At 69.9% G+C, this 26784-nt stretch carries 29 protein-coding genes; 15 read left to right on the top strand and 14 right to left on the bottom strand.

Annotated features, from left to right (window positions below; all coding sequences use genetic code 11):
• Positions 1-24 precede the first annotated feature (24 nt).
• The 5 genes from HDA39_RS29150 to HDA39_RS29130 all read left to right on the top strand — a co-directional run bounded on the left by HDA39_RS29150 (position 25) and on the right by HDA39_RS29130 (position 4106).
• Positions 25-873 carry an NAD(P)H-binding protein gene (locus tag HDA39_RS29150; RefSeq protein WP_184800570.1) on the top strand — a complete coding sequence of 283 codons (849 nt, stop codon included), beginning with the start codon at positions 25-27 and terminating at the stop codon, positions 871-873.
• Positions 870-1322, top strand: coding sequence for an anthrone oxygenase family protein (locus HDA39_RS29145; protein WP_184800569.1), 453 nt, complete (start codon positions 870-872; stop codon positions 1320-1322). Before HDA39_RS29150 ends, HDA39_RS29145 begins: the two co-directional genes overlap by 4 nt.
• Positions 1323-1332: 10 nt before the next feature.
• Positions 1333-2178: an alpha/beta fold hydrolase gene (locus tag HDA39_RS29140; RefSeq protein ID WP_184800567.1), complete on the top strand. Its 846-nt coding sequence runs from the start codon at positions 1333-1335 to the stop codon at positions 2176-2178.
• A 38-nt stretch (positions 2179-2216) separates the two neighbouring features.
• Positions 2217-2654 (top strand): SRPBCC family protein, encoded by a 438-nt coding sequence (locus tag HDA39_RS29135; protein WP_337925942.1) that lies wholly within the window; start codon positions 2217-2219, stop codon positions 2652-2654.
• Between the two features lie 102 nt (positions 2655-2756).
• The gene (locus tag HDA39_RS29130; RefSeq protein ID WP_184800565.1) at positions 2757-4106 is read left to right on the top strand and encodes an erythromycin esterase family protein; all 1350 of its coding nucleotides are present in this window, start codon (positions 2757-2759) and stop codon (positions 4104-4106) included.
• A 48-nt stretch (positions 4107-4154) separates the two neighbouring features.
• Here HDA39_RS29130 and HDA39_RS29125 read toward each other — a convergent pair whose 3' ends face one another.
• Both HDA39_RS29125 and HDA39_RS29120 read right to left on the bottom strand, forming a co-directional pair.
• A complete protein-coding gene (locus tag HDA39_RS29125; RefSeq protein ID WP_184800563.1) occupies positions 4155-4967 on the bottom strand; it encodes an ABC transporter permease in 813 nt (270 codons plus the stop codon).
• Positions 4967-5932 (bottom strand): ATP-binding cassette domain-containing protein, encoded by a 966-nt coding sequence (locus HDA39_RS29120; RefSeq protein ID WP_184800561.1) that lies wholly within the window; start codon positions 5930-5932, stop codon positions 4967-4969. The genes HDA39_RS29125 and HDA39_RS29120 overlap by 1 nt, the downstream gene beginning before the upstream one ends.
• Before the next feature lie 89 nt (positions 5933-6021).
• Here HDA39_RS29120 and HDA39_RS29115 point away from each other — a divergent pair, with 89 nt between their 5' ends.
• A complete protein-coding gene (locus HDA39_RS29115) occupies positions 6022-6990 on the top strand; it encodes a helix-turn-helix transcriptional regulator (protein ID WP_184800559.1) in 969 nt (322 codons plus the stop codon).
• Positions 6987-7577 carry a YdeI/OmpD-associated family protein gene (locus HDA39_RS29110; protein ID WP_184800557.1) on the top strand — a complete coding sequence of 197 codons (591 nt, stop codon included), beginning with the start codon at positions 6987-6989 and terminating at the stop codon, positions 7575-7577. Before HDA39_RS29115 ends, HDA39_RS29110 begins: the two co-directional genes overlap by 4 nt.
• 132 nt (positions 7578-7709) lie before the next feature.
• On the opposite strand, the gene HDA39_RS29105 is transcribed toward HDA39_RS29110, so the two are convergent.
• Positions 7710-8729, bottom strand: coding sequence for a Ca2+-dependent phosphoinositide-specific phospholipase C (locus tag HDA39_RS29105; RefSeq protein ID WP_184800555.1), 1020 nt, complete (start codon positions 8727-8729; stop codon positions 7710-7712).
• 96 nt (positions 8730-8825) lie between these two features.
• The gene (gene pip, locus HDA39_RS29100; RefSeq protein WP_184800553.1) at positions 8826-9761 is read right to left on the bottom strand and encodes a prolyl aminopeptidase; all 936 of its coding nucleotides are present in this window, start codon (positions 9759-9761) and stop codon (positions 8826-8828) included.
• A gap of 34 nt (positions 9762-9795) precedes the next feature.
• Here pip and HDA39_RS29095 point away from each other — a divergent pair, with 34 nt between their 5' ends.
• Positions 9796-10296 carry a MarR family winged helix-turn-helix transcriptional regulator gene (locus HDA39_RS29095; RefSeq protein ID WP_184800551.1) on the top strand — a complete coding sequence of 167 codons (501 nt, stop codon included), beginning with the start codon at positions 9796-9798 and terminating at the stop codon, positions 10294-10296.
• Here HDA39_RS29095 and HDA39_RS29090 read toward each other — a convergent pair.
• The 4 genes from HDA39_RS29090 to HDA39_RS29075 form a co-directional block, all read right to left on the bottom strand.
• The gene (locus HDA39_RS29090) at positions 10249-10920 is read right to left on the bottom strand and encodes a 2OG-Fe(II) oxygenase (RefSeq protein WP_184800549.1); all 672 of its coding nucleotides are present in this window, start codon (positions 10918-10920) and stop codon (positions 10249-10251) included. The genes HDA39_RS29095 and HDA39_RS29090 overlap by 48 nt on opposite strands.
• A gap of 22 nt (positions 10921-10942) precedes the next feature.
• Positions 10943-11845, bottom strand: a complete 903-nt coding sequence (locus HDA39_RS29085; RefSeq protein WP_202894218.1) for a UbiA family prenyltransferase — start codon at positions 11843-11845, stop codon at positions 10943-10945.
• Between the two features lie 65 nt (positions 11846-11910).
• Complete coding sequence (locus HDA39_RS29080) at positions 11911-12762, bottom strand: Vgb family protein (RefSeq protein ID WP_184800538.1); 852 nt, start codon at positions 12760-12762, stop codon at positions 11911-11913.
• Positions 12749-14341: an ABC-F family ATP-binding cassette domain-containing protein gene (locus HDA39_RS29075; protein ID WP_184800536.1), complete on the bottom strand. Its 1593-nt coding sequence runs from the start codon at positions 14339-14341 to the stop codon at positions 12749-12751. Before HDA39_RS29075 ends, HDA39_RS29080 begins: the two co-directional genes overlap by 14 nt.
• A 120-nt stretch (positions 14342-14461) precedes the next feature.
• Here HDA39_RS29075 and HDA39_RS43440 point away from each other — a divergent pair, with 120 nt between their 5' ends.
• From HDA39_RS43440 to HDA39_RS29060, 3 genes are read left to right on the top strand one after another with little or no spacing between them, the layout of a single operon-like run.
• Positions 14462-15256 carry a TetR/AcrR family transcriptional regulator gene (locus HDA39_RS43440; RefSeq protein ID WP_184800534.1) on the top strand — a complete coding sequence of 265 codons (795 nt, stop codon included), beginning with the start codon at positions 14462-14464 and terminating at the stop codon, positions 15254-15256.
• Positions 15257-15300: 44 nt separating this feature from the next.
• Complete coding sequence (locus HDA39_RS29065) at positions 15301-16065, top strand: glucose 1-dehydrogenase (protein WP_184800532.1); 765 nt, start codon at positions 15301-15303, stop codon at positions 16063-16065.
• A gap of 29 nt (positions 16066-16094) precedes the next feature.
• Complete coding sequence (locus tag HDA39_RS29060; RefSeq protein WP_184800530.1) at positions 16095-17207, top strand: winged helix DNA-binding domain-containing protein; 1113 nt, start codon at positions 16095-16097, stop codon at positions 17205-17207.
• Here HDA39_RS29060 and HDA39_RS29055 read toward each other — a convergent pair.
• The gene (locus tag HDA39_RS29055) at positions 17195-18187 is read right to left on the bottom strand and encodes a LacI family DNA-binding transcriptional regulator (RefSeq protein WP_238357042.1); all 993 of its coding nucleotides are present in this window, start codon (positions 18185-18187) and stop codon (positions 17195-17197) included. The two genes, HDA39_RS29060 and HDA39_RS29055, sit on opposite strands and share 13 nt — an antisense overlap.
• 330 nt (positions 18188-18517) lie before the next feature.
• Complete coding sequence (locus HDA39_RS29050) at positions 18518-19930, bottom strand: LCP family protein (protein WP_337925941.1); 1413 nt, start codon at positions 19928-19930, stop codon at positions 18518-18520.
• A gap of 196 nt (positions 19931-20126) precedes the next feature.
• Here HDA39_RS29050 and HDA39_RS29045 point away from each other — a divergent pair, with 196 nt between their 5' ends.
• The gene (locus tag HDA39_RS29045; protein WP_184800524.1) at positions 20127-20609 is read left to right on the top strand and encodes a GNAT family N-acetyltransferase; all 483 of its coding nucleotides are present in this window, start codon (positions 20127-20129) and stop codon (positions 20607-20609) included.
• On the opposite strand, the gene HDA39_RS29040 is transcribed toward HDA39_RS29045, so the two are convergent.
• Entirely contained in the window at positions 20599-21453 is an 855-nt protein-coding gene (locus HDA39_RS29040) for an alpha/beta hydrolase (RefSeq protein WP_337925940.1), read from the bottom strand. The two genes, HDA39_RS29045 and HDA39_RS29040, sit on opposite strands and share 11 nt — an antisense overlap.
• Positions 21450-23249: a protein-arginine deiminase family protein gene (locus HDA39_RS29035; RefSeq protein ID WP_184800522.1), complete on the bottom strand. Its 1800-nt coding sequence runs from the start codon at positions 23247-23249 to the stop codon at positions 21450-21452. The genes HDA39_RS29040 and HDA39_RS29035 overlap by 4 nt, the downstream gene beginning before the upstream one ends.
• 183 nt (positions 23250-23432) lie before the next feature.
• Here HDA39_RS29035 and HDA39_RS29030 point away from each other — a divergent pair, with 183 nt between their 5' ends.
• Complete coding sequence (locus tag HDA39_RS29030; RefSeq protein WP_184800520.1) at positions 23433-24245, top strand: DUF3152 domain-containing protein; 813 nt, start codon at positions 23433-23435, stop codon at positions 24243-24245.
• Between the two features lie 3 nt (positions 24246-24248).
• Here the strand turns inward: HDA39_RS29030 and HDA39_RS29025 are convergent, their stop codons facing one another.
• Both HDA39_RS29025 and HDA39_RS29020 read right to left on the bottom strand, forming a co-directional pair.
• Positions 24249-24614, bottom strand: coding sequence for a VOC family protein (locus HDA39_RS29025; RefSeq protein ID WP_184800518.1), 366 nt, complete (start codon positions 24612-24614; stop codon positions 24249-24251).
• 63 nt (positions 24615-24677) lie between these two features.
• Positions 24678-25226, bottom strand: a complete 549-nt coding sequence (locus HDA39_RS29020) for a MarR family transcriptional regulator (protein WP_184800516.1) — start codon at positions 25224-25226, stop codon at positions 24678-24680.
• A gap of 173 nt (positions 25227-25399) precedes the next feature.
• Here HDA39_RS29020 and HDA39_RS29015 point away from each other — a divergent pair, with 173 nt between their 5' ends.
• Together HDA39_RS29015 and HDA39_RS29010 are read left to right on the top strand one after the other, a co-directional pair.
• On the top strand, positions 25400-26296 hold the full coding sequence (locus HDA39_RS29015) for a CPBP family intramembrane glutamic endopeptidase (RefSeq protein WP_184800514.1): 897 nt from the start codon (positions 25400-25402) through the stop codon (positions 26294-26296).
• 212 nt (positions 26297-26508) lie between these two features.
• Positions 26509-26739, top strand: coding sequence for a hypothetical protein (locus HDA39_RS29010; protein WP_184800512.1), 231 nt, complete (start codon positions 26509-26511; stop codon positions 26737-26739).
• The last annotated feature ends 45 nt before the right edge of the window (positions 26740-26784 follow it).

Below are 26784 nucleotides of genomic sequence, written 5' to 3'. Positions count from 1 at the left end.
AGCTGTAGCCGCTGAAATTAACCCATGACAACGACACCGATTCTGATCCTGAGTGGTATGGGCAAGACCGGCCGACGCGTGGTGGAGCGGCTCGAGCAGCGCGACGTCCCGGTCCGGCTGGCCTCACGGTCCAGCGAGCAGCGCTTCGACTGGTACGACGAGGGCACATGGACCGGCGCCGCCGCCGGCGTCGACACGGCGTACCTGGCACCTCCGGTCGGCCCGACCGGGCTCACCCAGGCCGGCCGCTTCGTCAAGCAGGCGGCGGCCGAAGGGCTGCGCCGGGTAGTACTGCTCTCCGGCCGCGGCGTCGGCAGCCCGGAGCGCGAGTTCGCCGTGTACGAGAGCAGCGTCGAGCTCGAGAACGCCGTCAAGGAGAGCGGCGCCGAGTGGACGATCGTCCGGCCCGCGTGGTTCATGCAGGGCTTCAGCGAGGACTTCCTGCTCGACTACGTGCTGGCGGGCGAGGTGCGGGTCTCCGCCGGCACCGGAGGCGAGGCGTGGATCGACACCAACGACGTCGGCGACGTGATGGCGGCGGCGATCCTGGACGACTCGCACAGCGGGCAGCACTACACGCTGTCCGGACCGCGCGTGCTGACGATCGCCGAGGTCACGGCCGAACTGTCCGCCGCGACCGGCCGGGACATCCGGTACGTCGACCTGGACCCGGAGCAGCACGTCGAGGAACTGGTCGGCATCGGCCTGCCGCACGAGGACGCCGAGTCGGTCCGCGACCTGTTCGCGGTGATCCGGCACCACCGGTCGGAGTACGTGTCCGACGACGCCGTCCGGGCGATCCTCGGCCGGGCCCCGCGCGACTTCTCCGACTGGGCCCGCGAGACCGCGGCGACCGGGGTGTGGTCGGCATGACCAAGATCCTGACCGTCGCGGGCCTGGTCGGCAGTGCCCTGATGGGCGGACTGTTCTTCGCCTTCGGTACGGCGGTGATGAGCTCGCTGCAACGCCTCCCGGCCGGCCAGGGTGCCGCCGCGATGAACCTGATCAACACCCGGATCCAGAACCCGCTGTTCCTGCTGATCTTCTGCGGCACCGCGCTGATCTGCCTGGCCCTCCCCGTGCTGGCCCTGGTCCGGGACACCCCGGGCAAGGGCTGGATCGTGGCCGGCTCGGCGCTCTACCTGGTCGGCGTCATCGTGATCAGCTTTGCGATCAACATCCCGCTGAACGACGGACTCGCCGCCGGGACGACCGACTGGACGGCGTACCTGGCGAAGTGGAACCCTGCGAACAACCTGCGGGCCGTGGCCGGGGCGCTCAGCGTCATCGCCTTCGCGCTCGCGCTGATCAAGGCGGAGTAGGGGAGTCCGGATGACCGAGCAGCTGGTGCCCGTGAACGGTGTCGAGCTCTGTATCGAGACCTTCGGCGACCCGGCCGACCCGCCGGTGCTGCTGATCCACGGCGCAGCCGCTTCGATGGACTACTGGGAGACCCCGTTCTGTGAGCTGCTGGCGGCCGGGCCGCGGTACGTGATCCGTTACGACCACCGCGACACCGGCCGCTCGGCCGCCGACCCGCCGGGCGAACCGGCGTACGAAGGACCGGATCTGTTCAAGGACCCGGTCGGCATCCTGGACGCGCTCGGCATCGACCGGGCGCACCTGGTCGGCCTCTCGATGGGCGGCGCGATCGCCCTGCAGATCGGTCTGGACTATCCCGACCGGGTCCGCAGCCTGACGCTCGCCTCCACCAGCCCGCTCGGCGACGATCTGCCCCCACCGACCGACCGGATCCGCGAGCACTTCAGCACCGAGACCCCGCCGACCGACTGGTCCGACACCGAGGCCGCGATCGACAGCCTGATCGCCGAAGAGAAGCTGTACGCCGGAACGCTCCCGTACGACGAACCCGCCCGCCGCGACCTGCTCCGCGCGATGATCGCCCGCACCACCGACCTCGCGTCGGCCGTCACCAACCACTGGGTCCTTCCCGACGACGACACCCCGCCGACCCGCCCCCGCCTCGGCGAGGTCAAGGTCCCGGTCCTCGTCCTGCACGGCACCGAGGACCCCCTCTTCCCACCCGCCCACGGCGAAGCCCTCGCCCGCGAGATCCCCGGCGCCCACCTCGTCCTCCTCCCCGGCGCCGGCCACGAACTCCCCGAGCCGGCCTGGGAGATCGCCGTCCCCGCCATCCTCGCCAACACCACCGGCTGAACTACTGCAGAACTTGTGCGCCCGCTAGCGTGGACGACGTGATCACCGTCGAGCGTTCCGTCACCGTGGACCGGCCGGTCGAGGCCGTCTTCGGGTACCTGTCCGACTTCGAGACCACCACCGCGTGGGATCCCGGCACGGTCCGTACGACGCGGATCTCCGGCGAGGGCGGCCCTGGTACGACGTACCAGAACGTCTCGACCTTCAACGGCAAGCAGACCGAGCTCGAGTACGTCGTCCAGCAGCTCGACCCGAACCGTTTCTTCCAGGTTCGCGGCGAGAACAAGACCATCTCGGCCCTGGACACGATGACCTTCCAGGCCGACGGCGACCGCACGACCGTCACCTACCGTGCCGAGTTCACCCTGAAGGGCCTCGCCCGGCTGGCCGAGCCGTTCCTCAAAGCCCCGTTCAAGAAGCTCGGCGACGAGGCCGAAACCGGCCTCCGCGACACCCTGAACAAACTCCAGGGGTAGAGCCTGCCCCACCATCGATCCGGGCGTGGACGGGATGGGGCGGAGGCGTCGGGGACGGAAGGGTTGGAACCACTAGATTCCGACTCTCCCGGAGGACCTCCGATGAAGCGAAACAGCCGTGTCGCCGCCGCCCTGACGGCTGCCGCTCTGCTCAGCGCCGCCGCGTTGCCCGCGGCAACTGCCGTGGTGGCGCCGCCGCACAGCGCCGTCAATGCAGTGACCCAGAACCCAGTGCCGGCGCTCAACCGCGCCGCGTACCCGTTGCTCTCCACCAAGGCCACCGGCCAGCTGCACGACCTGAGGCCGCTCGTCCGCATGGTCGGTGACGCGAAGGTCGTCGGCGTCGGTGAGGCGACGCACAACTCCAGCGAGTTCTTCACGCTCAAGCACCGCATCTTCCGGGCGCTCGTCGAGCAGCGCGGGTTCACCACCTTCGCGCTCGAGGCGAGCTGGAGCACCGGCGTCGCGCTCGACCAGTACGTCGTGCACGGCGTCGGCGACCCGCGGGCGATCATGCAGCACGAGTTCCAGGGCTCGTACGAGTTCTGGAACGCCGAGGAGTACCTCGACCTGATCGAGTGGATGCGGTCCTACAACCAGACCCACACCCGCAAGCTCCACTTCGTCGGCGACGACCTCGGCTACATCTCGCCCGCCACGCTCGACCTGGTCACGTCGTACGTCGGCAAGGTCCGCCCGGCGCTGGTCCCCGAGATCACCCGCGCGTACGCCGGTATCCGGTCCGACGCGAACGCCGCCGACTTCCTCACCGAGCTGGTCGCCAAGCCGCTCGCGGAGCGGCAGAAGACCGAGGTGGCGACCCGCAAGGCGCTGGCCGCGGTCGAGTCGCTGCCGAAGAGCGAGGCGCAGACCTGGGCGGTGCAGCACGCGCGGGCCGCGTGGCAGGTCGCGAAGTTCGTCGCGTACGACATCGCGGACCCGAAGGTGCTGCCGTCGGCGATGCTGTTCCGCGACGAGGTGATGGCCGCGAACACGGTCTGGTGGACCAAGCACACCGGCGCCAAGGTCGTGCTGGGCGCGCACAACGGCCACATCGCGCTGACCTCGTCGATGCCGGCCGAGTACCCGAAGATCCAGGGCGAGTTCCTCCGCGAGCAACTCGGCCGGCGGTACGTGCCGATCGGCCTGAGCTTCGATCACGGCTCGTTCAACGCCCGCGATGTCAACGATACGAACGGCACGATCCGCAAGTTCACGGTCGCCCCGGCCGCGGCAGGCAACAACGAGCACACCCTCGACAAGGTCGCCTACCGCGACTACTACGTCGACCTGCGAACCCTGCCCCGCAGCACCAAGACCTGGCTCTCGACCGAACGCCCGACCCGAGACATCGGCACCGCCTACCCCTGGCCCGACTCACCCGTCGCCCTGGCCGCGTCGTACGACGTACTGATCCATCTCAACCAGGTGACCGCCGCCCACCTGCGCTGAAGAAACACCGAAGGACCTCGGGTCGCCCCGAGGTCCTTCGGTGTCCGGTCAGTCAGCCGACCTCAGCATCGTCCGGATCCCCACCGTCAGCCCCAGCGCGCCCGTGACGATCGCGGCCACGAAACCCCACAGCACCGCGGTCGACCACACGTCACCCGCGAACAGCGTCCGCTCGGCCTCCACCAAGTACGACAGCGGGTTGAACTTCGACGCCACCCGCATCCACTCCGGGCCGGTCTCCAGCGGCAGGAGCATGCCGGACAGGATCATCAGCGGGAACAGGAACGTCTGCTGCACGACCCAGAACATCCAGTCCTGCTTCCGTACGGCGATCGCCAGCGCGTAGCTGAACGAACCCAGACCGATCCCGAACGCCGCGAGCAGCACCAGTCCGACGATCGCGCCGTCGAGGTGCAGGTCGAAGCCGAACGGCACCATCACCGCGATCACGATCACCGCCTGCCCGAACAGCGGCACCATCTCCTTCAGCGCCCGCCCGACCAGCAGCGAGGACCGGCTCAGCGGCGTGACCAGCATCCGTTCGTGCGCGCCGGTCTGGAACTCGAACAGCAGGTTCGACCCGGTCGCCGACGTACCGAACAGCGTCGTCATCACCAGGATCGCCGGCACGAACCACTGCCAGACGCCGCCGTCCAGCGTGCCGCCCATCGAACCGGCCAGCAGCGGGCCGAACAGCGCGAGGAAGATCAGCGGCTGGATCATCCCGAACAGCAACGAGAACGGGTCCCGCAGCACCGGCTTGAGCTCGCGCACCATCACGATCCGGATGTCGCGGAACAGGCTGCGGTTCGGCACCCGGGTGGTCGGTGCGGCAACAGTGGAAGCGGTCAAGGTGGTCATCAGGCGGCCTTTCCGTTCGCGTCGCGCAGGCTGCGACCGGTGAGATTGAGGAACACGTCGTCGAGCGTCGGGCGGTGCACCTGAGCAGCAGCCACCGGTACGCCGTACTGCTGTGCCGCGCCGAGCAGGATCGGCAGGGCGGCGGGTCCGTCGGTCACCCGCAGGCTGACCTGGTCGCCCGCGGTCTCGAACTCGCGCGCACCGGGCAGCTTCTCGGCCAGCTCCCGGATCCGTGCGTGGTTGCCAGGAGCAACGGTCAGCGCGAGCCGGTCCCCGGCCAGCCGGGTCTTCAGCGCCTCGGCGGTGTCGTCCGCGATCACCTCGCCGTGGTCGACCACGACCACCCGCTCGGCCATCGAGTCCGCCTCGTCCAGGTAGTGCGTGGTGAGCACGATCGTCATCGCGTACTGCTCGCGCATCCGCAGGATGTGGTCCCACAGGTTCGCCCGGTTCTGCGGGTCGAGGCCGGTCGACGGCTCGTCCAGGAAGAGCAGGCTCGGCGCGTGCACCAGGCCCATCGCGACGTCGAGCCGGCGGCGCTGACCGCCGGACAGCTCGGACACCTTGCGCTGGGCGAGATCCTTCAGCTCCAGACCGTCGAGCAGTTCCTCGGCCCGGCGCTTCGCGGCGCGCCGGTCCAGGCCGTAGATGACGCCCTGGCCGTAGAGCTCGTCGCCGACCCGGTGCTGGTGGCCGGCGCCGTTGCCCTGACCGACGTACCCGATCTGGCGGCGGACTTGGGACGGGTGCGACGTCACGTCGTACCCGGCCACGGTCGCGGTGCCCGAGGTCGGGCCGATCAGGGTGGTGAGCATCCGCAGCGTGGTGGTCTTGCCGGCGCCGTTCGGGCCGAGGACCGCGACGAGCTCGCCGGGTTCGACGTCCAGGCTGATTCCGCGGACCGCGTGCACGGTCTCGGTCCGGCTCACCACGAAATCCTTGGTGAGTTCTCGGGTGCTGATCACGGTCGGTCTCCTTCATCGGGGGTGCTTGAGGACGACATTTCCAGGAGAAGAGGACAGGTTCTGGCCGTTACTTCTGGCAATCTGAAGTCATGTCCGAGACCTCCGCACGACTCCTCTCGCTGCTGTCCCTCCTGCAGGCCCGCCGCGACTGGCCGGGTGCGCTGCTCGCCGAACGGCTGGAGGTGAGCCCGCGCACGGTCCGCCGCGACGTCGACCGGCTGCGCGACCTGGGCTACCCGGTCCGCGCGAGCAAGGGCCCGGACGGCGGCTACCGGCTCGACGCCGGGGCCGACCTGCCGCCGCTGCTGTTCGACGACGACCAGGCGATCGCCGTCGCGGTCGCGCTGCAGACGGCGACCACCACCGTGACCGGGATCGAGGAAGGTGCGTTGCGCGCGCTCGCCACGGTCCGCCAGGTGATGCCCGCCCGGCTGCGGCAACGCGTCGACGCGCTGCAGGTGACGACGGTCGACCGCTGGGCCGACTCGAAGCGGACCAAGGTCGACTCCGAACACCTGATCGCGATCGGTACGGCGGTCCGGGCGCGCGAGGTACTGCGGTTCGACTACGCGTCGCCGGGCGCCTCCGGTGACGAGTGGGTGCCGCCGCGCAAGGTCGAGCCGCACCACCTGGTCACGTGGGGCGGGCGCTGGTACCTGGTCGGTTGGGACCTGGACCGCAAGGACTGGCGGACGTTCCGCGTCGACCGGATGCAGCCGAAGACGCCGACGGGTCCGCGCTTCACACCGCGTGAGCTCCCCGAGGGCGACGTCGCGACGTACATCTCGTCGCGTTTCGCCGGCCGCAACGAGTGGCCGTGCCGAGGCGAGGCGATCCTGCAGGCCAAGGCCTCCGACATCGCCCGGTGGTCCGGCCGGGACTCCGTGGTCGAGGAGATCACGCCGAGGTCCTGCCGGCTCATCCTGCCCGGCTGGTCGTGGACCGGACTGGCCGCGAACTTCGGGATGTTCGAGTGCGACCTGGAGTTCGTCGGCCCGCCGGAGTTGAAAGCCGCCGCTGCCACGCTCGCCGCCCGCTACACGGCGGCGGCCTCATGACGACGCCCGAGCACATCTTCACCGACGCCGCTGCCTGGCACGACTGGCTCAGCGCCGAGCACGAGACCTCCGACGGCATCTGGCTCGTCCTGGCGAAGAAGGGGACGACCGATCCGACGACCCTGACGTACGACCAAGCGCTGGACGAGGCGCTGTGCCACGGCTGGATCGACGGCCAGCGCGTCACGCGCGACGCCGGCACCTTCAAGCAGCGCTACACGCCAAGGCGCGCCCGGAGCAACTGGTCGCTGCGCAACGTCGGCATCGTCAAACGCCTGCACGAGGAGGGCCGGATGCGCCCGGCCGGCGTCGCCGAGGTCGACCGCGCCAAGTCCGACGGCCGCTGGGACGCGGCGTACGGCGAGGCGACGACCCGCGAGGTCCCACCAGACCTCGCCGAGGCCCTGGCCGCATCGCCACGAGCCGAGGCGATGTTCGAGATCCTCACGCAGCAGAACAGATTCGCCATCCTCTACCGGCTGCACTCGGCCAAACGCCCAGAGACCCGAACGAAATGGATCACCCGGTACGTCGACGAGTTGGCCACAGGAGAAACCCCGTACCCGCAGAAGCGCACGCTGGACTAGCGCCGACTCCGACTTGAGGCCAGAGCCCGCCGGACTCTCGCAGGCGCCGTGCCCCGCCAGTGCGTGCCCGCTCCCTTCCCCACAAGTAGTTGCCCTGATCCCCGGGGCGGTGGGGATCAGGGCAACGTGCGATCAGCTCCGCGGCGTGGTGAGCGAGACGATCTGCGGGTTGGTCCAGTCGCTCGACACGATCGTGGCCCCGTGCGCGGCGAGCTGCTGCACCTTGTCCGTCGCCTGCTGCACCGTCGGGTTGCGCCCGTCGATTGCCGGCGCGACGGCATGCGCCTCGACCATCACGACCAAGTAGTTGTTGCTCGTGTAGAAGGCCGTCGACCCGGCGTACCAGCTGCTCGCGTTGCCGTCGAAGGTCACATACCAAGGCGCTCGCGCACCCCCGCGCTCACCCACGCGCGGGTCGGTCGCGGACGCGCCGTTGATCGTCGTGAACATCGTCGCGCTCGCCAGCTTCCCGGCGGCGTTCAGGCCGATCAGGTGGTCGGCGTACTCGAGATCCGTGTCGTAGTTGTCGAACGGGTTGCCCGCCTCGAAGGCCCCCGTCTCCACCAGGACGACGAACTTCCCGCGCAGGCTCTCGCGGCTCGGCCAGCCACCGGTCCGTACGGCGGTGTCGAGCGAAGCCGCCGATCCCTTCACCTCGGCCGGGTGCAGAATCGCCCCCGCGCCGAGCGCGGTCGTCAGCACCGTGTCGAACTGCGCCGGCCCGAAGCCCGCCCGTCCGTCGAACCCGTTCTTCAGCTCCAGCTTGAGCACGACCGGCGCGTGGTTCGGGTTCTGGTCGTGCCAGAGCCGCAGGTTGCGCAGGCAGGTCTGCAGGCTCTGGTTGCGCGACCCGGTGCGCAGCGCGGCGAACGTGGTCGCCGACGAGCAGTTGTTGACGTTGCCGACCGGGTCGTGACCGACCCAGTACGCGCGCGAGCCGAGGAAGTTCTGCCAGACGTCGATCTCCAGCATCGAGGCGCCGGACTCGAGCGCGTCGATCATCCAGGGAAAGGTCGCCTGCACGTACGCGTTGTGCACGCCGACGCCGGTGATCCCGGCGATCGAGTCGTCGGCACGCGGCGCCGCCTGAGCGGTGGGGGACAGGGACAGAGCGGTGGCGACAACGGCCACCAGGGCAGCAAGACGCTTCACGGGAGTACTCCTCAAGGGGCGGGTCGAGGGGAACTCACCCATGATCACCCACGGTCGCGTGGCACGAACCAAACGTGAGCGAACACCAGTGGACGATCAGCGGTCGGCGAAGCGAGCCACCGATCGTTTCACCAGGTCCGAGACCGCTGTCGTGTGAGCTCCGTGCCCGGCGTCCTCGACGATCGTCAGCTCGGCGTCCGGCCAGCCCTGCGTCATGTTCCACGCGGCCTCGACCGGACTGCTGAAGTCGAGCCGCCCGACGATCAGTACGCCGGGAATCCCGGCCAGCTTGCCCGCCTCCCGCGCCAGCACGCCTTCGTCCAGCCACGCGGCGTGCGCCCAGTAGTGCGACACCAGCCGCGCGAACCGCAACCGGAACCGGGGATCGCGGTTCTGCAGATCCGCCTGGATCCCCAGTCCGCGGGTCGACATGTGCGTGTCCTCCCAGGTGCACCACGCGAGCGCCGCCCGCTCCCGCACCGCCGGATCCGGATCGTGCAGCAGCCGGCTGTACGCCGGCGCGAGATTCCCGTCCCGCTCACCCTCCGGTACGCCGTCCCGGAAGCGCCGCCACTCCTCCGGGAACACCCGGCCCATGTCGCGCGTCAGCCACTCCACCTCGCGCCGGGTCGTGTTGGTGACGCTGAACAGCACGAGCTCCGACACCGCCGACGGGTGCTGCTCGGCGTACGCGAGCCCCAGCGTCGCGCCCCACGACGCCCCGAGCACCAGCCACCGCTCGATCCCGAGCTGCTGCCGCAGCAACTCCAGATCCGCGATCAGGTGGTGGGTCGTGTTGGCGCTGAGATCGACCGCGTCGTCCCCGGCGTCCGGCGTACTCCGCCCGCAGTTCCGCTGGTCGAACAGCACCACCTTGTACTTCGTCAGGTCGAAGTAGTCCAGCCAGAAGGGCTTCGCCCCCGACCCTGGCCCACCGTGCACGACCACCGCCGGCTTCCCGTCAGGGTTACCGCGGACCTCCCAGTACACCTGGTGCCCGTCGCCCACATCCAGCATCCCGTGCTCCGTCATCCGGCAACTGTAACAGTGCTGTTAGACTCCGGGGATGGACGGAGCGATCGGCACCCAACTGCGGCACCTGCTGGAACAGCTCGACGGCGACGTCGCGCAGCTCTACCGCGACCTCGACCTGGCCGACTACCGCCCGCGCTTCTCGCCGATCGTCCGCACTTTGGTTGCCCAAGGCCCCCTTTCGGTGCGCGCCCTGGCCGATGCCGTCGGCGTCACCCACTCGGCCGCGAGCCAGACCGTCGCCCAGCTCACCAAGTCAGGCTTCGCCACCCAGCTCCCCAGCCCGACCGACGCCCGCCAACGCGTCGTCCACCTCACGCCGCGGACCGAGGCGCTGCTCCCACTCATCGAAGCCGAGTGGAAGGCAACGACCACGGCGCTGACCGCCCTCGACCAAGAGCTCTCCGTCCCGCTCGAGTCCTACCTCGCCGAGCTCCAAGCAGCCCTGACCCGCCGCCCGATGCACAACCGGATCTCCGAGCACTTCTCAGGCGGCGTCGTGCAGGACCAGTCCAAGCGTGTGCCGAAGGCCTGAGCGCACCGTACTCACTCCGTGCCGCACCGGCGCCGCCGACCAACCGCGCGTCGACTGCACCGGCCGGTCGCGCGTCGTGAAGATCAGCCCGCGCCCTTGCGGCAACGACGTCACCGTCGCCCGCGACTGAGCGCGAGGCCGCTGCTCCACCAGCAGGAACTCGCCGCCCTCGTAGTCCACGCCGGGCCGGTCCAGCCCGATCACCACCTGCAGCGGGAACACCAGGTCGCCGTACAGATCGCGGTGCAAGGCGTTCCAGTCGCCGGCCTGGTACTTGAGCAGGATCGGGGTCGGCCGTTCCTGCCCGGCGCGGTGGCAGTCGTCGAGCCACTCGCCGAACGAGTCGGGCCACGGCGCCGGCTTCCTGAGCTTGTCGGCCCAGTCGCGAGCGACCGGCAGCAGTTGCGCGTAGAACGACGCCCGCAGGTCGGCCAGCGGGTCGGGCAGGGGATAGGCGAAGTACCGGTACTGGCCCGAGCCGAAGCGGTAGCGGGCCATGTCGATCGTCGCGCGGAAGCGCTTGGCCTCGGCGTACCAGCCGCTGAGCTCCTCGCACTGTGCCGGGGTCAGCAGCGGCGGGGTCAGTGTGCAGCCGACGTCGTTGAGCTCTGCGATCCAGTCCATACCGATGGAACGGTCCGGACGCTCAGAATGTGAGGACGCCCGTGTAGGTGAGCGCGAACGTCCCGCAGGGGAACAGGAACAGGCCGGCCAGGATGACGACCTGCTTGAAGGTCTGCCCCGGGCCGATCAGCCGGCGGTAGGCGACGACGAGGACCGGGACCATCACCACCTCGAGCGCCAGCATGCCCCGAGGGATCACGTGGTCCAGTGCCGCCAGGACGACGGAGAGCGTCGCCGCGGCGATCCAGGCCGCGTAGCCGATCCGGTACGTCGTCCGCGCGCCCAGCCGGACGGCGATCGTCTGGTACCCCGCGGCGCGGTCGGCGGGCAGGTCGGCGAGCGTCGTCGGAAGGTAGAGCCCGATCGCGGCGAGCGTGCCCTGCAGCGCCATCACCCAGGGGAAGTCGCCGAGGTCCGGAGTCACCGCGGCCCACCCGGCGAGCGGGCCGAAGGCGCCGAGAGCCAGCGAGTTCGACCCGACGTCGAAGCCCGCGCGTGTCTTCAACCGCAGCGGGGGAGCGCTGTACGCCCAGCCGAGCAGCAGCGCGAACAGCACGCCGGCCGTGAACACCCACCCGACGAAAGCGCCGACCACCAACGCAGCAACCCCGGCCAGGGCCGCGAGCTTCTTCGCCTCCGCGACCGTCACCCGCCCGTCCAGCAACGGCGACTTGGACTTGCGCGGGTTGAGCAGGTCGCCCGGCAGGTCGTACGCGTCGTTGATCGCGAGCACCGCCAGCCAGAGCAGCGGGCCCATCACGACCGCGCCGAGGAGGAGCCGCGGCCAGGCGTCGACCGGCGGAACCAGTCGGTGCGTGGCCAGCAGAATCCCCACGTAGTACGGCACGACCGACACGATCCAGAACGCCGGACGCCCGACCAGAAGCACATCCCGCAGCCGGGGAAGTGTCCGCACCGCCACCATTGTGGTCACGTCTCCACACTGCTCCTCAGCGCTGCCGAGCACCTCCCTCCAACGGGTGAATCACCTCACTCCTGAGGCTGAACGTGAGCAACGGAACCCCGTTCGAGCGCCACCCACACCGACCCGTCCGGCGCCACCGCCAGTCCGTGCGGCTCGGAACCGTCGCCCAGAGCAACGGTCTGCCGTACGACGCCCGCCGCGTCCAGCCGCACCAGCGAGCCCGAACCCCACAACGTCACCCAGCACCCGCCGTCGTCGGTCGCCACCACCGCATGCGGCTTGGCCTCCCGGTCCGGCAGCGGGATCTCGGTGATCACCCCGTCCGCGTCGATCCGCCCGACCTGCCCGGCGAGGATCTCGACGAACCACACACCGTCGGGCCCACCGCTGATCCCCACCGGCCCGGCCGCCTCGGTCGGCAGGGGATAGGTCGTCACCTCACCACCAACCGTCATCCGCCCGATCGCGTTCCCCGCGTTCAAGGTGAACCACAAGTCCCCACCACCACTCGTGATGAACGCCGGAAAGGCGCCGACCGTCCCGATCGGGAACTCGGTCACCACCCCATCGACCCCCACCCGCCCGACCAGATCCGCATCCATCACCGTGAACCAGAGGGCGTCATCCGGCCCGACACAAATGCCGTACGGCGACCCACCAACCTTCACCGACGAAGCAACACCATCACTGATCCACCCAATGCTGTTGTCCCCCGACCGCGTGAACCACACCGTCCCGTCCGGCCCTGTCACCATCACACTCGGCCGGCTCTCCGCCGCCCCGAGGCCGATCCGCTCGACCTCGCCGTCCACCAGCCGCACGACCACACCGGCGTGCACCAGCGTCGTCCACACCTCCTCGCCGCGCAGCGCCACGCCGTAAGCGCCCTGACCCACCGTGAACTCACTGACTGACAAGGGAATCCTCCTCGATCGTGTGGATGGCGCCGCGCCACCGGGAGATGAAGCGGCGGTCGTGGGTCACCACGACGAGCGCGCCGGGATAACTGTCGAGCGCGGCCTCGAGCTCCTCCACGAGGACCAGCGACAGGTGGTTGGTCGGCTCGTCGAGCAGCATCCCGTCGTACTGCGACGTCAGCAGCCGCGCGAGCGCGAGCCGGCGCCGTTGCCCCGTCGACAGCGCCCCGACCCTCGTCGGCAACTGGTCCTTCCGGAACAGCCCCAACGCACCGGCACCGCGATGCCGCGCGAGCGCCTTGCGCAGCGACTCGTCCGGCCGATCCTCGACGACTTCCTGCGCCAAGTACCCGAGCCGCCCACGCCGTTCGACCACGCCACGCTCCGGCTTCAGCCGCCCCGCCAGGACGTCGAGCAGCGTCGACTTGCCGGCGCCATTGGCTCCGGTGATCAGCAACCGTCCACCCACCGGAACCTCGACGGACACAGGCCGCAACCGTCCTCCGACAGCAACGTCGACCGCCTTCACCAGTACGCCGTCCTCAGCAGCGCCCGCCGTCCGCAACGACACCGCGAACCGCAACGGCTTGGCCGGCACCGGCGGCGGGTCCGCCTCCAACCTGCGTAGCCGTTCCTTCGCGTTGCGGATCTTGCTCCGCTCCGCCTCGTTCACCCGGCCGGTCGCGCGGTCGTACGCGACCTTGTTGTTGTCCTGCATCGGTCGCCCGTACGCCACCCGGTCCGCGGTCGTCCGCACGGTCGCCTTCATCACCGCGACCTCGTCCTCCCACACCTGCCGCGTTTGCTCGGCCCGGGCGCGCTCGGCCGCCTTCTCGGCCAGGTATCCGCCGTAGCCGTTGCCGTATCGCGTGATCCGGTGCGTGTCTCCGTCCACCTCGAACAGCGTCGACGCGACCCGCTCCAGGAACGCGCGGTCGTGCGACACGACGACCGTCGTACCGGCGCGTGACCGCAGGTGCTCCTCCAGCCACACCGTCCCCGACAGGTCGAGATGGTTCGTCGGTTCGTCCAGCAGCAGCACCTCCGGCGAAGCAGCCAGTACGGCGGCCAGGTGCAACCGCGCGAGTTCGCCCCCGGACAGCTCGGCCAACCGGCGATCGCGCGGCAGGTCGGACAACCCGAGGCCGTGCATCGCCTTCGCCAGTCGCGCGTCCGCGTCGTACCCTTCGCGCGCCTCGAACGCCTGCTGCACCTCGCCGTACTCGGTCATGGCCGAGAGGTTGCCGTCAGCAAGCAATTCCTCGAGCTCGCGGAGGCGGGCCTCGAGCGCCCGGAGATCGGCCAGTGCGTGATCCGCGACGGCGGCGACGTCGAGGTGCAGCGGCACCGGGTTCTCCTGCGCGAGGAAGCCGAACCCGCCGTCGGCGACCAACGTGACCGACCCGTCGTCGGGCGGCTCGACGCCGGCGAGCAGCCGGAGCAACGTGGACTTGCCGGAGCCGTTCTCGCCGATCAGCCCGCTGATTCGTCCCGGCGGGAACGCACAGTCGACCTGATCGAGCACGAGCCGGTGGTCGTAGGACTTGGTGAGGTGGTGCACGGACAGCTGCGTAGACATACGGGTCCTCCTGACGCGCGGGTTCAGACGGTGGGCCGGGTGCGGGCCACCGGAACATCGGCGGGTCAGAGGTTCACGCGCTACTCCTAAAGGCGACGAATGTTGCGTTAAGATGAAACCATGACTGCCGCGGCCGACGCAACCCCCTTCGCCCAGGAGCCCGGCGAACCCGATGGTCCGGCCGCGCGGCGCCCCGGAGGCCGGAGTGCCCGCGTCCGCGCGCAGGTCCTCGCCGCCGTCGAGCAGGAACTCGCCGAGCACGGCTACGACGGCCTCACCGTCGACGGTGTCGCAGCGCGGTCCGGCGTCCACCGCACGACGATCTACCGCCGCTGGAAAACCGTCGACACCCTCCTCGTCGACCTCCTGGAAGCCGGCCACGACGACACCTGGGTCCCAGCTGACACAGGCACCCTCGCCGGCGACCTGATCGCCCTCAACCGAGAACTCCACACCTCCCTCGCCACCCCCTCCCAAGCACCAACCCTCACCTCACCCACCCCCGCCCAGGCACCACCCCCCGCTTCATCCACCCCCGCCCAGGCACCACCCCCCGCTTCATCCATCCCCTCCCAAGTACCGGCCCCCGCTTCACCCCCGGCTCCCGTCCCAGCCCCACCCGACGAGTCCACAACCACCGCCGTCATCGCCGCCGCCTTCCGGAACCCCGCAGCCGCCGCCGCGCTCACCCGCTTCTGGGACGACCGTTACCACCGCAGCGCGATCGTCGTCACCCGCGCGATCGCCCGCCAAGAGATCCCGGCAGACACCGCCCCAGACCGCGTCCTGATGGCCGCGACCTCCCCCCTCTTCCACCAACTGACCCTCCGCAGACAACCAATGACGGCCGAAGAAGCAGACCGCTGGGCCAAGGACACGGCCGCGGCCGCCCAGGCAGGCATCTACCGAGCCTGAGCCCCTCCACATAGGCTGCCTCTACACCGATGGAGGAGGCTGGAGTGCCTGGACGTCTGACCGGCGAGGTCGTACTGGTGACCGGAGCGGCCCGCGGGATCGGCCGCGCGATCGCCGTGAAAGCCGCCGAGGAGGGCGCCGCGGTCGGCCTGCTCGACCTCCTGCCCGACGAGCTGGCAGCGACCACCGAGGCGATCGCCGCGACCGGCGCGCAGGTCGCCGCGGCCGTCGGCGACATCACCGACGAGAGCTCGGTCCGTACCTCGGTCGACGACCTGACCGGAAAACTCGGCGCCGTCACCGTCCTGGTCAACAACGCCGGCAAGAACGCGTACGCCGACGCGACCGCCATGACGGTCGACGAGTGGGACAGCGTCTTCGACGTCGACCTGAAGGGCGCCTGGCTGATGGCCCGCCAGGTGCTGCCGGCGATGATCGCGCACCGCCACGGCGCGATCGTCAACATCGCCTCGATCCACTCCAACCTGACCACCGCCGGCATGTTCCCGTACGCCGCGGCGAAGTCCGGCCTGGTCGGGATGACCCGCAGCCTCGCCCTCGACGTCGCCCCGCACGACGTCCGGGTGAACGCGGTCAGCCCCGGCTTCATCGCCACCGACCTGCTCGAGGAGTTCTTCGACACCATCCCCGGTGCCCGCGACTCCGCCTTGGCGGTCCACCCACTCGGCCGCATCGGTACGCCGGAGAACGTCGCCGAGGTCGTCTGCTTCCTCGCCTCCACCGCGGCCGCGTTCGTCACCGGCGCCAACTGGACCGTCGACGGCGGCCTGGGCGTGCGCTACGCCTGACGACCCACCCGATCAAGCATCCTGGACCCATGAGCGAGCAGGTGCTGGACCGACGAGCCCTCAACCGAGCCACCCTGGCCCGCCAACTCCTGCTCGCCCGCCACCAGATCCCGGCCCTCGACGCGGTCCACGCCCTGGCAGGCCTGAACGCCCAAACCTCCAAGGACCCGTACGTCGGCCTCTGGGCCCGCCTCACCGACTTCGCGCCGGACGACCTCGCCGACCTCCTGCACTCCAAGCAGGTCGTCCGAGCCTGCCTGATGCGCTGTACCCAGCACCTGGTCACGGCCGCTGACTACCAGGTCGTCCAACCGGCGCTTGCCCCGATGCTCGCCCGGGTCCAACGCAGCACCTTCGGCAAAAGGACCCAAGGCGTCGACCTCGAAGAACTCGTCGGACTCGGCACGGCCGCGCTGACCGGCGTCACCCTCACCCGCCCGCAACTCGGCCGGAAGCTCAAAGAACGCTGGCCGGATCACGAGGGCAGCGCGCTGGGCTGGACCTTCCAGTACCTGGCTCCCGTCGTTCACCCGCCCCCGGACGGACTGTGGGGCCGCAAGGGCGGCGTGACTCCGTTCGCCCTGGCCGAAGACTGGCTGGAGACAACGCTCGACGAACCGGACGTCGGCCGGCTGATCCTCCTCTACCTGGCCGCGTTCGGCCCGGCGACCCAGCGGGACCTGCACGCCTGGTCGGGTCTCAGCCGCCTCGGTGACGTCGTCGACGGACTCCGGCCGCAGCTCGTCACGTTCACGAACGAGGCCGGCATCGAACTGTTCGACCTGCCCGACGCGCCACGGCCGGGTCCCGAAACACCGGTGCCGGTGCGGCTGCTACCGGAGTTCGACAACCTGATGGTCGGCTATCGCGACCGCTCCCGGGTCATGACGAAGGAGCAGCAGCGCCGCGTCTGTGACGGTGACCTGATCGCGGCCACGCTGCTCGTCGACGGTTTCGTCCGCGGGATCTGGAAGCTCGAACTCACCGACGACACCGCGACGCTGATGATCGAGCTGCTCGACGACAACGGTGGCGGCGACGTCGTACTGACTTCGGCCGAGCGTAAAGCCGTCGAGGCCGAGGGGCTCGATCTGCTGCGGTTCGTGACGCCCGAGCTGGAACACCGGGTTCAGCTGGTCTGACAGCCGCACGAGTTGCGGTGCACCAGCGTCGGCTCGACCCGGATCGTGCGGGCCGGCAGCTCCGGCTCGGCGATCCGCGACGTGATCAGCTCCAGCGCCCGCGTCGCGAGCTCGGCGTGCGGCTGCGCGATCGTCGTCAGCCGCGGCTCGAACAGGTCGGCCCAGTCGAAGTCGTCGAAGGCGACCAGCGCGATGTCCCGCGGCACCGCCACCCCGGCCTCACGCAGCGCCCGCATCGCACCGATCGTCATCTGGTTGTTCGCGACGATCAGCGCCGTCGGCGGATCGGTCAGGGCGAGCAGCCGCGCGGTCGCGCCTTGCGCCGGTACGGCGTCCGAGGCGCCGTCGGTCCGCAGCTCCGCGTCGTACGCGAGACCCGCCCGCTCCAGCCCGAGCTGGTACCCGACGATGCGCTCCTCGGACGTCGCGACGCCGGGCAGGCCGGCCACGATGCCGATCCGCGTGTGCCCGAGCCCGGTCAGGTGCTCGACCAGCTGGGCCGTCGCCTCGACGTTCTCGGTGCCGACCTCGTCCAGGCCGGACCCGATCATCCGATCCACCAGGACGACGGGAACGGTGCGCTGCCGCAGGTAGTCGAGCGTCGCGTCCGGCCGCGCGGACACCGCGATGATGATCCCGTCGGCGCGGCGTTCGTGCAGGTCACGAACGACCTGCAGCTCGCGGTCCGGGTCGTCGTGGGTGTCGGCGATCAGGATCGAGTACCCGCGCCGTTCCGCCTCGGCCTGCAGGTGGTGCGCCAGCTCACCGAAGTACGGGTTCGAGATCGAGGACAGCGCGAGCCCGATCGTGTCGGTCTTCGACATCACCAGCGACCGGGCCACCGTGTTCGGCACATAGCCGGTCTCCCGGACGGCCGTCAGCACCGCCTCGCGCGTCTCCGGCGCCACGAACCGGGTGTCGTTCAGCACGTGCGACACCGTCGTCACCGACACCCGGGCCCGCCGCGCGACGTCCGCCATCTTCACCACCCACCCATTCTCCCCCCGAACGAGGGCCGCCGGAGAACAAGGAGCTTCCGCTCCCAGCCGCGCACCAACTACAACGCTTGACGGTCCATCCCACGGCGGGGGGCGGCGGACGACGATCGGCCGGTTCACCCGACCCCGGGAAAGGAGCTTCCGCTCCCAGCCGTCCACCAGCCACCACGCCCGGCGTTCCATCCGACGGTCGGGTGGTTGGGCGGCGCACGACGATCGGCCGGCGCGCCCCGACCCCGGCGGCAAAGAGCTGCCGCTTCCAGCCGCGCACCAAGTACTCCTGCCTCCCGTACTCGAACAGGCGTGGTCCACCTAGTTCGTCGGGTTGTACGCGCAGGAGTCGGACAGGTCGCCCGCGTCGGGAGAGGCGGACGGCTTGGTGGTCGGCTTGCCGGCCGGTTTCGTCGGCGGCTTGGTCGTGGGCGGAGCGGTGGTCGGCGTACCGGAGAAGGCCTTCTCGACGATCGCGCGCATCCCCGCGTAGTTCGGGTTGCGGCCGGTCGGGAAGTTCTTCTTCTTGTCCAGGTCGAGGTTGCGGATCTTCGCGGTCTTCACCTTCGCGCCGAGCCCGGCGAGATCACCGAGCAAGGTCTGCGGGATGTCGGTCTGGATCAGCTGCTCGCCGGCCGCCGCGATCTCCTTGTAGTGCGTCAGCACGTTCTGCGGGGTCGCGCGCTCGACGATCGCCTTGATCGTGCAGCGCTGCCGAGCCTGCCGGGCGAGGTCCGCGCCGGGCACCTTGTACCGGCCGCGGGCGAACCACAGCGCGTCGAACCCGTTCAGCTTCCGGTCCGGTCCGGGCTGGAGGTAGCGGCCCGGCGGGATGTTCTTGTCGTCGTTGCCGCCGACCGGGACCGGGTAGTTGATGTTCACCGTGATCCCGCCGAGCGCGCCCACCATCTGCTCGAACCCGGCCAGGTTGATCTGCACGTAGTAGTGCAGCTTCAGCCCGAGCGCCTCGCCGACCGACAGCTTGAGTACGTCGGCGCCGGGGTTGTCGGTCTCGCCCAGCAGGTCCTTGTACTTCGGCGGGATGTTGCGGTACATCGCGTCCAGGTAGTACTCCGGCTGCTCCGGCGCGGGATCCGACGGGTCCCAGTAGCCGGTCGGGAACACCTTGTGCAGCGGGTGGTCCTTCGGGAACGGCATCCGCATGAAGTTCCGGGTCATCGAGATCAGCGAGGTCTCGCCGGTGTGGGTGTCGATGCTGGCCACCATCACCGTGTCCGCCCGCGCGCCCTGCCGGCCCTCGCCGTCGTCCGCGCCGAGCAGCAGCAGGTTGATCCGCGGCAGCGTCGCCCACGGGTCCTTCTGGTCGATCTTCGGCGCGGTCGCGCTCTTCGACTTCTCACCCGCGAACACCTTGGTCACCAGGCTGCGCTGGGCGACCAGGTTCTGCGCGCCGAGCGCCGAGCCGGACGCGATCGAGAAGCACACCACCCCGACCACGAGCGCCCCACCCAACCGAGCCAGTACGCCGGTCTGCAGCGGCCGCAACATCTTGTACGACGTCACGAGCACGACCACCAGGAACAGCCCCGCCACGCCCAGCCCGACGATCATCCCCGTCAGCACGTCCGGGTCGAGCGCCCACTGGATCACGTCGTCCCGCCGGAGCAGCACGACGTACGCCGCAGCGCCGTACAGCAGCACGCTGAGCGTGGTGACCACCGCCCCGAGCCGCTTCCGCCCGGCCGCCAGGTACGCCGTACCGGGAACCAGCACACCAAGGACCGCAACCCCCAGCGCCCCCGAAGCACGCCGCGACCGACTGCTCCGCGGCTTGGCTCTCCGTGCTCTTGATGCGTTGGGGGACATGGCTCCACTCGGTGCTCGGCAGCAGGGCAACGGGCGCCGCCCCTGATCAGCGCCCCTCTGGTTCGATTCCGGCCGGGCCCGGAAAGTTCGGCAGAATCCTCCCGTGACCGAGATCGAGGTACGCCGAGCCAAGCCCGACGACGCCGAAGCGCTCGTCCACCTCCGGGGACTGATGCTCGACGCGATGGGCATGGACGTCGGCGACGAGAACGCACCGTGGCGAGCCGTGGCCCTGCGCTACTTCTCCGAGCAACTCACAGTGCCTTCGACCTTCGCCGCGTTCGTCGTCGACGACCCCAGCGTCGGCGTGGTCGCCGGCGCCGTCGGGCACCTCAACTCCCACGCGCCGAGCCCCACCGACTTCTCCCTGGTCCGCGGCACCCTCTACAACGTCAGCACCGACCCCGGCTTCCGCCGCCGCGGCCTGGCCCGCGCCTGCGTGATCGCCCTGCTCGACTGGTTCCGCGACGAGACCCCGGTCGGCCAGATCGAGCTCCACGCCACCCAGGACGGCGACGACCTCTACCGCTCCCTGGGCTTCGTCGACAGCTTCTACCCGGCGCAGCGCCTGCTCATCACGCGCTGAGCCACGCCAGCATCCGCCGGTACTCCTCGTCGTTCTGGACATGCCCGCCGACGTACTCGACAACCTCCGCCGACGGAATCGCCGCCGCCAAGTGAGCCGCCTGCCGCCGGTCGCGGTCGCTCGCCGACCCGAACCACAGGCTCACCGGCACCTCGATCTCGCCGAGCTGAAATCCCCAGTCCCGGGCGAACGCCAGGTTGTCGTCGATCCACCCGTCCTGGCTGTCCACAAAGGTCGCCCGGACCCGGGCCATCGCCTCGGCATCATCCCGAGCCGGCGGCCCAGGCGGTTCGTTCGAAGCAGGCGGGATCTCCGGCCCGCCGGCCTCGATCAGCGCCATGATCTGTCGCGCCGTCTCCTCCACCCCGGGCCTCAGCGCCTCCTCGCCGCGGTGCGCGGCCAACCACAGCGTGCGATCTCGCCGGGGGTCGTCCGCGTCGTCCTCGGCCGGCTCCGGCCCGTCGACCAGCGGGGGAGCGTTGCCGCCCACCACGGCACACCGAGTCACCCGCTCCGGCAGCAAGGCTGCACAGGCCAACGCATGCGGCCCACCACCCGACCCACCGGCGACCGCGAACCGCTCCCACCCCTGCGCATCCGCCAGCAGCCGCACGTCAGCGGCGATATCGCCCACGCTCCGCCCGACCTGCCGGGTCGACTCGCCGTACCCGGGCCGGTCGAACGTCAGCAGCCGGATCCCACTCTCCTCAGTCGCCCGTACGACGTCCGGCCGCCGCCACCGCGTGCTCGGTGTGCCGACGTGGAAGACCACGGGCATACCGCCCGGATCGCCGTACAGGCTGTAGCCGACGGTGCGTCCGTCCGGCGTACTGATTGAGGTCACACCTGATCCAACCACCACCGGTCGCTCTCCCGGGTGTCCCGCAGCGCGTTGGTCGCGCAGTGCACCTCACCGCCGCCGAGGTGCGACCAGAAGAAGTTGTCCACCCAGTGCACTCGCACGCCAGTACGCCGCAACGCCCGCTCCGCGGTCGCCTTGAACACATCCACGCCCCGCACCTTCGGCCCCTGCGGATCCGGCGCCGCGAACTGCCGATCGGTCAGCGACAGCCCGTTCACCAGCCCCGGCGTCATCGCCCGCAGTCCGGGCAGCACCGGGTGCGCCTCGAAGAACACCGGCAGCCGCACGAGCTCGTCGGACCGCAACCCGGTCGCCTTCAGCAGGATCGCCAGCTGCTCGTCGATGTGCCCGGCGGCAGCGCGGTTGTCCGCCAAGTGCTTGCTGTCGGCAAGGATCTCGTCGACGCTCGGCTTGCGCGGCGAGTTCGTGTCGGCGAACAACCTGGCCTTCCCGGCCCCGGCCCGCTGAGCGTCCCGCAACAGCTTCTCGGCCAGCCGCGGATCCGCGACCGCCAGCGTCCAGCCCCGCGCGTTGCCGGCCCGTACGACGTGCGTCGTCTCGTCCGCGTGCCCGACCGCCAGCCACGACGTGTCCACCCGTACCGGTTCCTGGAACCCCTGCCCGGTCACGAGTTCCAGGAACCCAGGATCAGGCTTCCGCTCACCCGCGCCGTACAGCACTCGCCCGTTCGGATACCCGGCGTACGGCGGCAACGTCTCGATGTTCCCGCCCATGTTCAGCAGGTCGTCGGCATCGGGCGAAGCGGCCGGACTCAACTCCTGCACGACACCGACGTCCGGCCCGCGCAGATCGCGGAACAGCAGTCGCCCAGCCGGTCGCGGCGTCGGCAGCGGCGCCTCGGGTGTGCCGAACTCCCACACGTTCCCCGACCGGATCAGCACGCGCATCGTGTGCGCGCCGCCGACCGCCGGCAGGCTCGCGGTCGCCGGCTCGAACGTGTCCTGCAACCACATGTCCTTCCAGCCGTTGGGTGTGCCCTGCACGTACTGGAGTTTCGCTCCGCTCGACCGCGTCGCCTTGCCGAGCGTCTTCGCGAACGCGTCCCACTCACCCGGAACCCCTGGCGGGTACGGGAACACGCCCCCGTCGCCCTTGGTGGGCTTGCCGGCCAGCACGGTCTCGGCCCGCTGCAGGTCGTTCTGCAGCATCAGCGGCGCGACCCGGAGCTTCACGACATCGGTCGCGGTCCGGCCGTGGTCGGTGACGGTCAGCGTGACCGTGATCGTCCCGTCCCACTTCGCGCGGTCACGGAGGACGTCCCGCCCCTCCAGCTTCAGCCGTACTCCGTGCCGCAGCTGGGCGGCGCTCAACTCCTCGGCGACTCGACCGTCCGCGAAGATCCGCGCCTTGTCCGCTGGTACGACGTCCAGCCGGCCGGTCGCGGAGCGGCTCAGACCGCGCGCGGCGGGGACATCCAGCGGGGCCAAGTCCTTCAGGTCCCGCGGCCCGTTGATCCGCTCGTCCGCCGAGTCGTTGCACGCGGCAAGCTTCTTGTCGACGGCCGGGCCGGGGTCCTCGAGCGTGGCCGGGTCGACGCCGCAGCGCCGCTCGTCGTCGTCCACGTTCGCGAGGAAGATCGCTCCGCGCCGCGCCGACCAGGACTCCTCACCGATCTCGTCCGCCCGCGTCACCAGCCCGTCGCGGTTCACGTCCGCCCGCAGCTCGGCACCCGTCGGACCGGCACCCCACGCGACCGTCGCCGGCCCGGACGCGGTCAGCACCGCGGTCGTCGCCAGACCTGTCACCCAACGTCTCATCTCTGACTCCCCAACTATTTGGCACACCCGTGTTGTTAATCGATCCGAAACTAACACGGCTGTATCAAAACCAGCAGGGGGATTTTCGTGGTCCACCGAGAGGTGGAGAAGGGTTCGTGCCCGATCAGGCAAGTACAGGTGAGGACGCGCTCACCCCTGGGGGCGCGGTGAGGAGTCCAGCAGATGCGCAAGGTGAGGATCGCCGGTCTGGGTGTCGTCGCGGCACTGGTGGTGGTCGGGCTGTTGCAGGCCGACCCGTTCGCGCGGCACGACCTGCCCGACCGCGCGCCCGTCGCGGCGTCGGCACCGCTCGACGACCCCACGGCGACCGAGGGCGCTCCCGCCGAGAGCAAGCCTGGCAAGGGCGGCCCGCAGACCCCGGCCAAGCCCGCCGAGCCGCCGATCACCTACCCGGAGCAGGGCAGCGTCTCGTACTCCGTCCTGCCCGGCGCCCCGGAGACGATCGGGACCGAGGGCCGCCTGCTCACCTTCGAGATCGACATCGAGGACGGCATCAAGGGCATCGACCGGACCGAGCTCGCCCGCTTCGTCCGCACGACGTACGGCGCGCCGCAGGGCTGGACGGCCGGCGGGAAGTGGCGCTTCCGCCAGGTCGGTCCTGGTCAGGATCCGGGCTTCAAGCTGATGTTCGTCACGCCCGCGACCAGGGACATCCTCTGTGGCGGCGGTTGCGACCACTACACGAGCTGCCGGATCGGGCAGCGCGTCGTCCTGAACATCGCGCGCTGGGTGAACGGCGTACCGAACTACGGCGCCTCACTCACGGAGTACCGCAAGTACATGCTCAACCACGAGACCGGCCACCGCCTCGGCGAGGCCCACGAGCTCTGCCCCGGCCCTGGCCGGCCCGCGCCGGTGATGCAGCAGCAGACCCTGGGCCTGCACGGCTGCACCCCGTACGCCTGGCCGTACCAGGACGGGCGCCGCTACGAAGGCCGTCTCGGCAAGTACGACGACCCGGTGCCGGGCACCTGAGGCTCACACCTCGAGGATCGCCAGGACGTTCCCGGCCGGGTCCTTGAACCAGGCGATCAGCGGGCCTTCGCCGCGCATCACCCCGAGCTCGTCCTGCCCCGCGTCGTACCGCTCGAACGCCACTCCGCGGGCCGCCAGCTCCCGCGCCGTCGCGGTGATGTCGTCGACCGGGAAGTTGAGCATCGTGTACTCGGCCGGGACGTGGTCGTCCTTGGGATAGACCAGCACCGTGTTGCCGCCCGCGATCTTCAGGTGCAGCATCCCGTGGTCCTCCTCGACCTCCAGCCCGAGGATCCCGGCGTAGAACTCCTTGGCCGCCGGAACGTCATCCACCGAGAACCCGCTGAACGCCTTCGTCTGTCCGAACATGACTGCCTCCTACCAGGTTGTTGTCACCCGGTACGTCGGCAGCGTGCTCGGCTTCTCGACATCTCAGTTGTTCAAGGCCTGTGGAACGACCTGTCCGACCGCCGCGGTCACCGCGGCGGTCTCCAGTCCGTCGGCCACCGTGTGCAGGAGCCGCACGAGCTGTGCCGCATCCGCCGGCCCGAGAATCCCCGTGATCACGTCCAGCACCCGAACGGTCAGCGCGTCGAGCTGCGACAGCCGCGCCTGCCCCATCCCGGTCACCATCAGCACCGGCTCGCTCTTCACCAGCCCCAGCCCCGCGAGCTCCGCGATCGCCAGCTCCGCCTCACCGGTCGTCGTCCCGACCTGCTCGGCCACGGCGGCCGCCGAGTCCCGTCCGTTGGAGATCGCGCTGAGCACGAGCGCCGCCGGCATCTTCATCCCGACCGCGTCCTGCAGTCCCAGAATCAAAGGATGCGCGTGCCCGCGGACCCGCTCCACCGCGTCCAGCAAACGCAGCGCGTCCCCCACGTCACCGATCAGCTGCTCGGTCTGCACCGTCGCGATCCCGCTCAACGGCACTTCCCGCTCGGGCACGGCCAGTGCCCTGGTCCCCGTCTCTTCGATGGTCACCGTTCCAGCCTACGGATCCCCGCTGACAGTTCGGCGTGTCGTTCCTGAGGAATCCCTATGAATTCGGCCTCACCCGACAACCGAACAAGCGTTCCCACTCATCCGGTTAATCCACACGATCGTGTTAATATAACTCGGGTACGCCGATCGACCCCGAGACGGAAGGACTCCCGATGACCGCCGACGCCTCCCCGAGGCAGAGCCCGATCCGGCAGACCACCGGCGCCGGCCTGACGGCGTTGACCCTCGCCGTCCTGGCGACCGTGGGCAGCAGCCTGGCGATCCAGCTCGTCGCAGAGGATGTCCCGCGGATCGCGCTGGGGATCCTCGTCACGCTGCTGCTGTGCGTGGGCGGCGCGCTGCTGCGGACCCGCGGCCGGCACCGGCCGGTCGGCGACGCCGTTCTCGCGCTGGGAGCGCTGTCGGTCTTCGGCTGGGCCTCGGCCGTCATCACGTCGATTCCCGCCGTCGACCGCTGGCTCGAGGCCGTTCCGCTGGCGGTCGCGTTCCTCGTCGTCAACGCCACCAAGCTCACGTCCGTCGCCGCGCTGGTGATCATCGCGGTCGCCTGCGGGTGGACACGCGACGGCCTGCTCTTCGTCCGCGGCCGCATCAACGGGCGGACCTGCGTCCCCGGGCTCCGCTGGCCGGTCGTGGGTCCGATCGTCATCGTCGCGGTGGTGGCGCTGTTCCTGACCGCACCGGAGGTCCTGGCCAACTTCACCGGCGTCCGGCAGGTTGCCGACCTGCTTCTTCCGGTCCTGCCGTTCCTGCTCGCCGGACCGCTCGTCAACGCCGTCTCGGAGGAACTGCTGTACCGGCACGCGCTGATCACCACATTGCGGCCCCTGATCGGTGCCGGCGTCGCCGTGGTCGTGTCCTCCGCGATCTTCGGTCTCGGCCACGTCACCGGAAGTCCCGGAGGCTGGACCGGCGTCCTGTTCACCTTCGGCTACGGACTCGTGAGTGCGCTGGCGATGCTCCAGAACCGGGGCACGGTCTGGAACACCGGGATCCACTTCTTCGCCGACCTGGCCGCGATCTCGGCGCTGATCATCGCCGCGGCCTGATTGACAGCTGGTATTTCTGAACAAAGGAACAGTTGTTCGAGTGAACTGATCAGAAAATCCATCTTTCATTCCGGAAAATCGGAACCCAAGCGTGACCTCTGCTCCCGGTCGTGCGTTGCATCTGACATGACGGGGATCACACGGCTCAACCGTCATCGCGCTCGCTCCGCGTTCCAGGCCGACCACCCCTCAGATCTGCCTCAGGAGGACCTGTGACAACCGCCACCGCCACCCAGACTGCCGAGCGCCGACGCGTCCGAGTCTGGTTCGGTGAGCACGTGATCGCCGACTACAACGCCGAACCGGCGTTGGCCGAGCGGTACGCCCACGCCATGAGCCGTCGCTTCGCCGGACTGCGGGTCACCAACGACCCGATGCCCGCCGTGGACCGGCTCCCCGACCCCCTGCCCGGCGAGCGCATGTGGGACGTAGCCCCGCGCTGAACCGTCCGTACTGCGCACTCCCTGTTGACGCAGCACGACCGATCG

Origin of the sequence: Kribbella italica, assembly GCF_014205135.1 — a bacterium.
GTDB lineage: Bacteria > Actinomycetota > Actinomycetes > Propionibacteriales > Kribbellaceae > Kribbella > Kribbella italica.
Note: the sequence above shows the minus strand (reverse complement) of the source record. Positions and strands in the feature narration are given on the sequence as shown.

What these genes read in the sequence shown, in the direction of transcription:
- HDA39_RS29145 (WP_184800569.1), top strand. Translation starts at nt 870, where the DNA reads ATGACCAAGATCCTGACCGTCGCGGGCCTGGTCGGCAGTGCCCTGATG.
- HDA39_RS29115 (WP_184800559.1), top strand. Translation starts at nt 6,022, where the DNA reads ATGTCCGAGACCTCCGCACGACTCCTCTCGCTGCTGTCCCTCCTGCAG.
- HDA39_RS29085 (WP_202894218.1), bottom strand. Translation starts at nt 11,845, where the DNA reads ATGGTGGCGGTGCGGACACTTCCCCGGCTGCGGGATGTGCTTCTGGTC.
- HDA39_RS29095 (WP_184800551.1), top strand. Translation starts at nt 9,796, where the DNA reads ATGGACGGAGCGATCGGCACCCAACTGCGGCACCTGCTGGAACAGCTC.
- HDA39_RS29110 (WP_184800557.1), top strand. Translation starts at nt 6,987, where the DNA reads ATGACGACGCCCGAGCACATCTTCACCGACGCCGCTGCCTGGCACGAC.
- HDA39_RS29075 (WP_184800536.1), bottom strand. Translation starts at nt 14,341, where the DNA reads ATGTCTACGCAGCTGTCCGTGCACCACCTCACCAAGTCCTACGACCAC.
- HDA39_RS29140 (WP_184800567.1), top strand. Translation starts at nt 1,333, where the DNA reads ATGACCGAGCAGCTGGTGCCCGTGAACGGTGTCGAGCTCTGTATCGAG.
- HDA39_RS29150 (WP_184800570.1), top strand. Translation starts at nt 25, where the DNA reads ATGACAACGACACCGATTCTGATCCTGAGTGGTATGGGCAAGACCGGC.
- HDA39_RS29035 (WP_184800522.1), bottom strand. Translation starts at nt 23,249, where the DNA reads ATGAGACGTTGGGTGACAGGTCTGGCGACGACCGCGGTGCTGACCGCG.
- pip (WP_184800553.1), bottom strand. Translation starts at nt 9,761, where the DNA reads ATGACGGAGCACGGGATGCTGGATGTGGGCGACGGGCACCAGGTGTAC.
- HDA39_RS29060 (WP_184800530.1), top strand. Translation starts at nt 16,095, where the DNA reads ATGAGCGAGCAGGTGCTGGACCGACGAGCCCTCAACCGAGCCACCCTG.
- HDA39_RS29030 (WP_184800520.1), top strand. Translation starts at nt 23,433, where the DNA reads ATGCGCAAGGTGAGGATCGCCGGTCTGGGTGTCGTCGCGGCACTGGTG.
- HDA39_RS43440 (WP_184800534.1), top strand. Translation starts at nt 14,462, where the DNA reads ATGACTGCCGCGGCCGACGCAACCCCCTTCGCCCAGGAGCCCGGCGAA.
- HDA39_RS29055 (WP_238357042.1), bottom strand. Translation starts at nt 18,187, where the DNA reads ATGGCGGACGTCGCGCGGCGGGCCCGGGTGTCGGTGACGACGGTGTCG.
- HDA39_RS29015 (WP_184800514.1), top strand. Translation starts at nt 25,400, where the DNA reads ATGACCGCCGACGCCTCCCCGAGGCAGAGCCCGATCCGGCAGACCACC.
- HDA39_RS29025 (WP_184800518.1), bottom strand. Translation starts at nt 24,614, where the DNA reads ATGTTCGGACAGACGAAGGCGTTCAGCGGGTTCTCGGTGGATGACGTT.
- HDA39_RS29130 (WP_184800565.1), top strand. Translation starts at nt 2,757, where the DNA reads ATGAAGCGAAACAGCCGTGTCGCCGCCGCCCTGACGGCTGCCGCTCTG.
- HDA39_RS29090 (WP_184800549.1), bottom strand. Translation starts at nt 10,920, where the DNA reads ATGGACTGGATCGCAGAGCTCAACGACGTCGGCTGCACACTGACCCCG.
- HDA39_RS29125 (WP_184800563.1), bottom strand. Translation starts at nt 4,967, where the DNA reads ATGACCACCTTGACCGCTTCCACTGTTGCCGCACCGACCACCCGGGTG.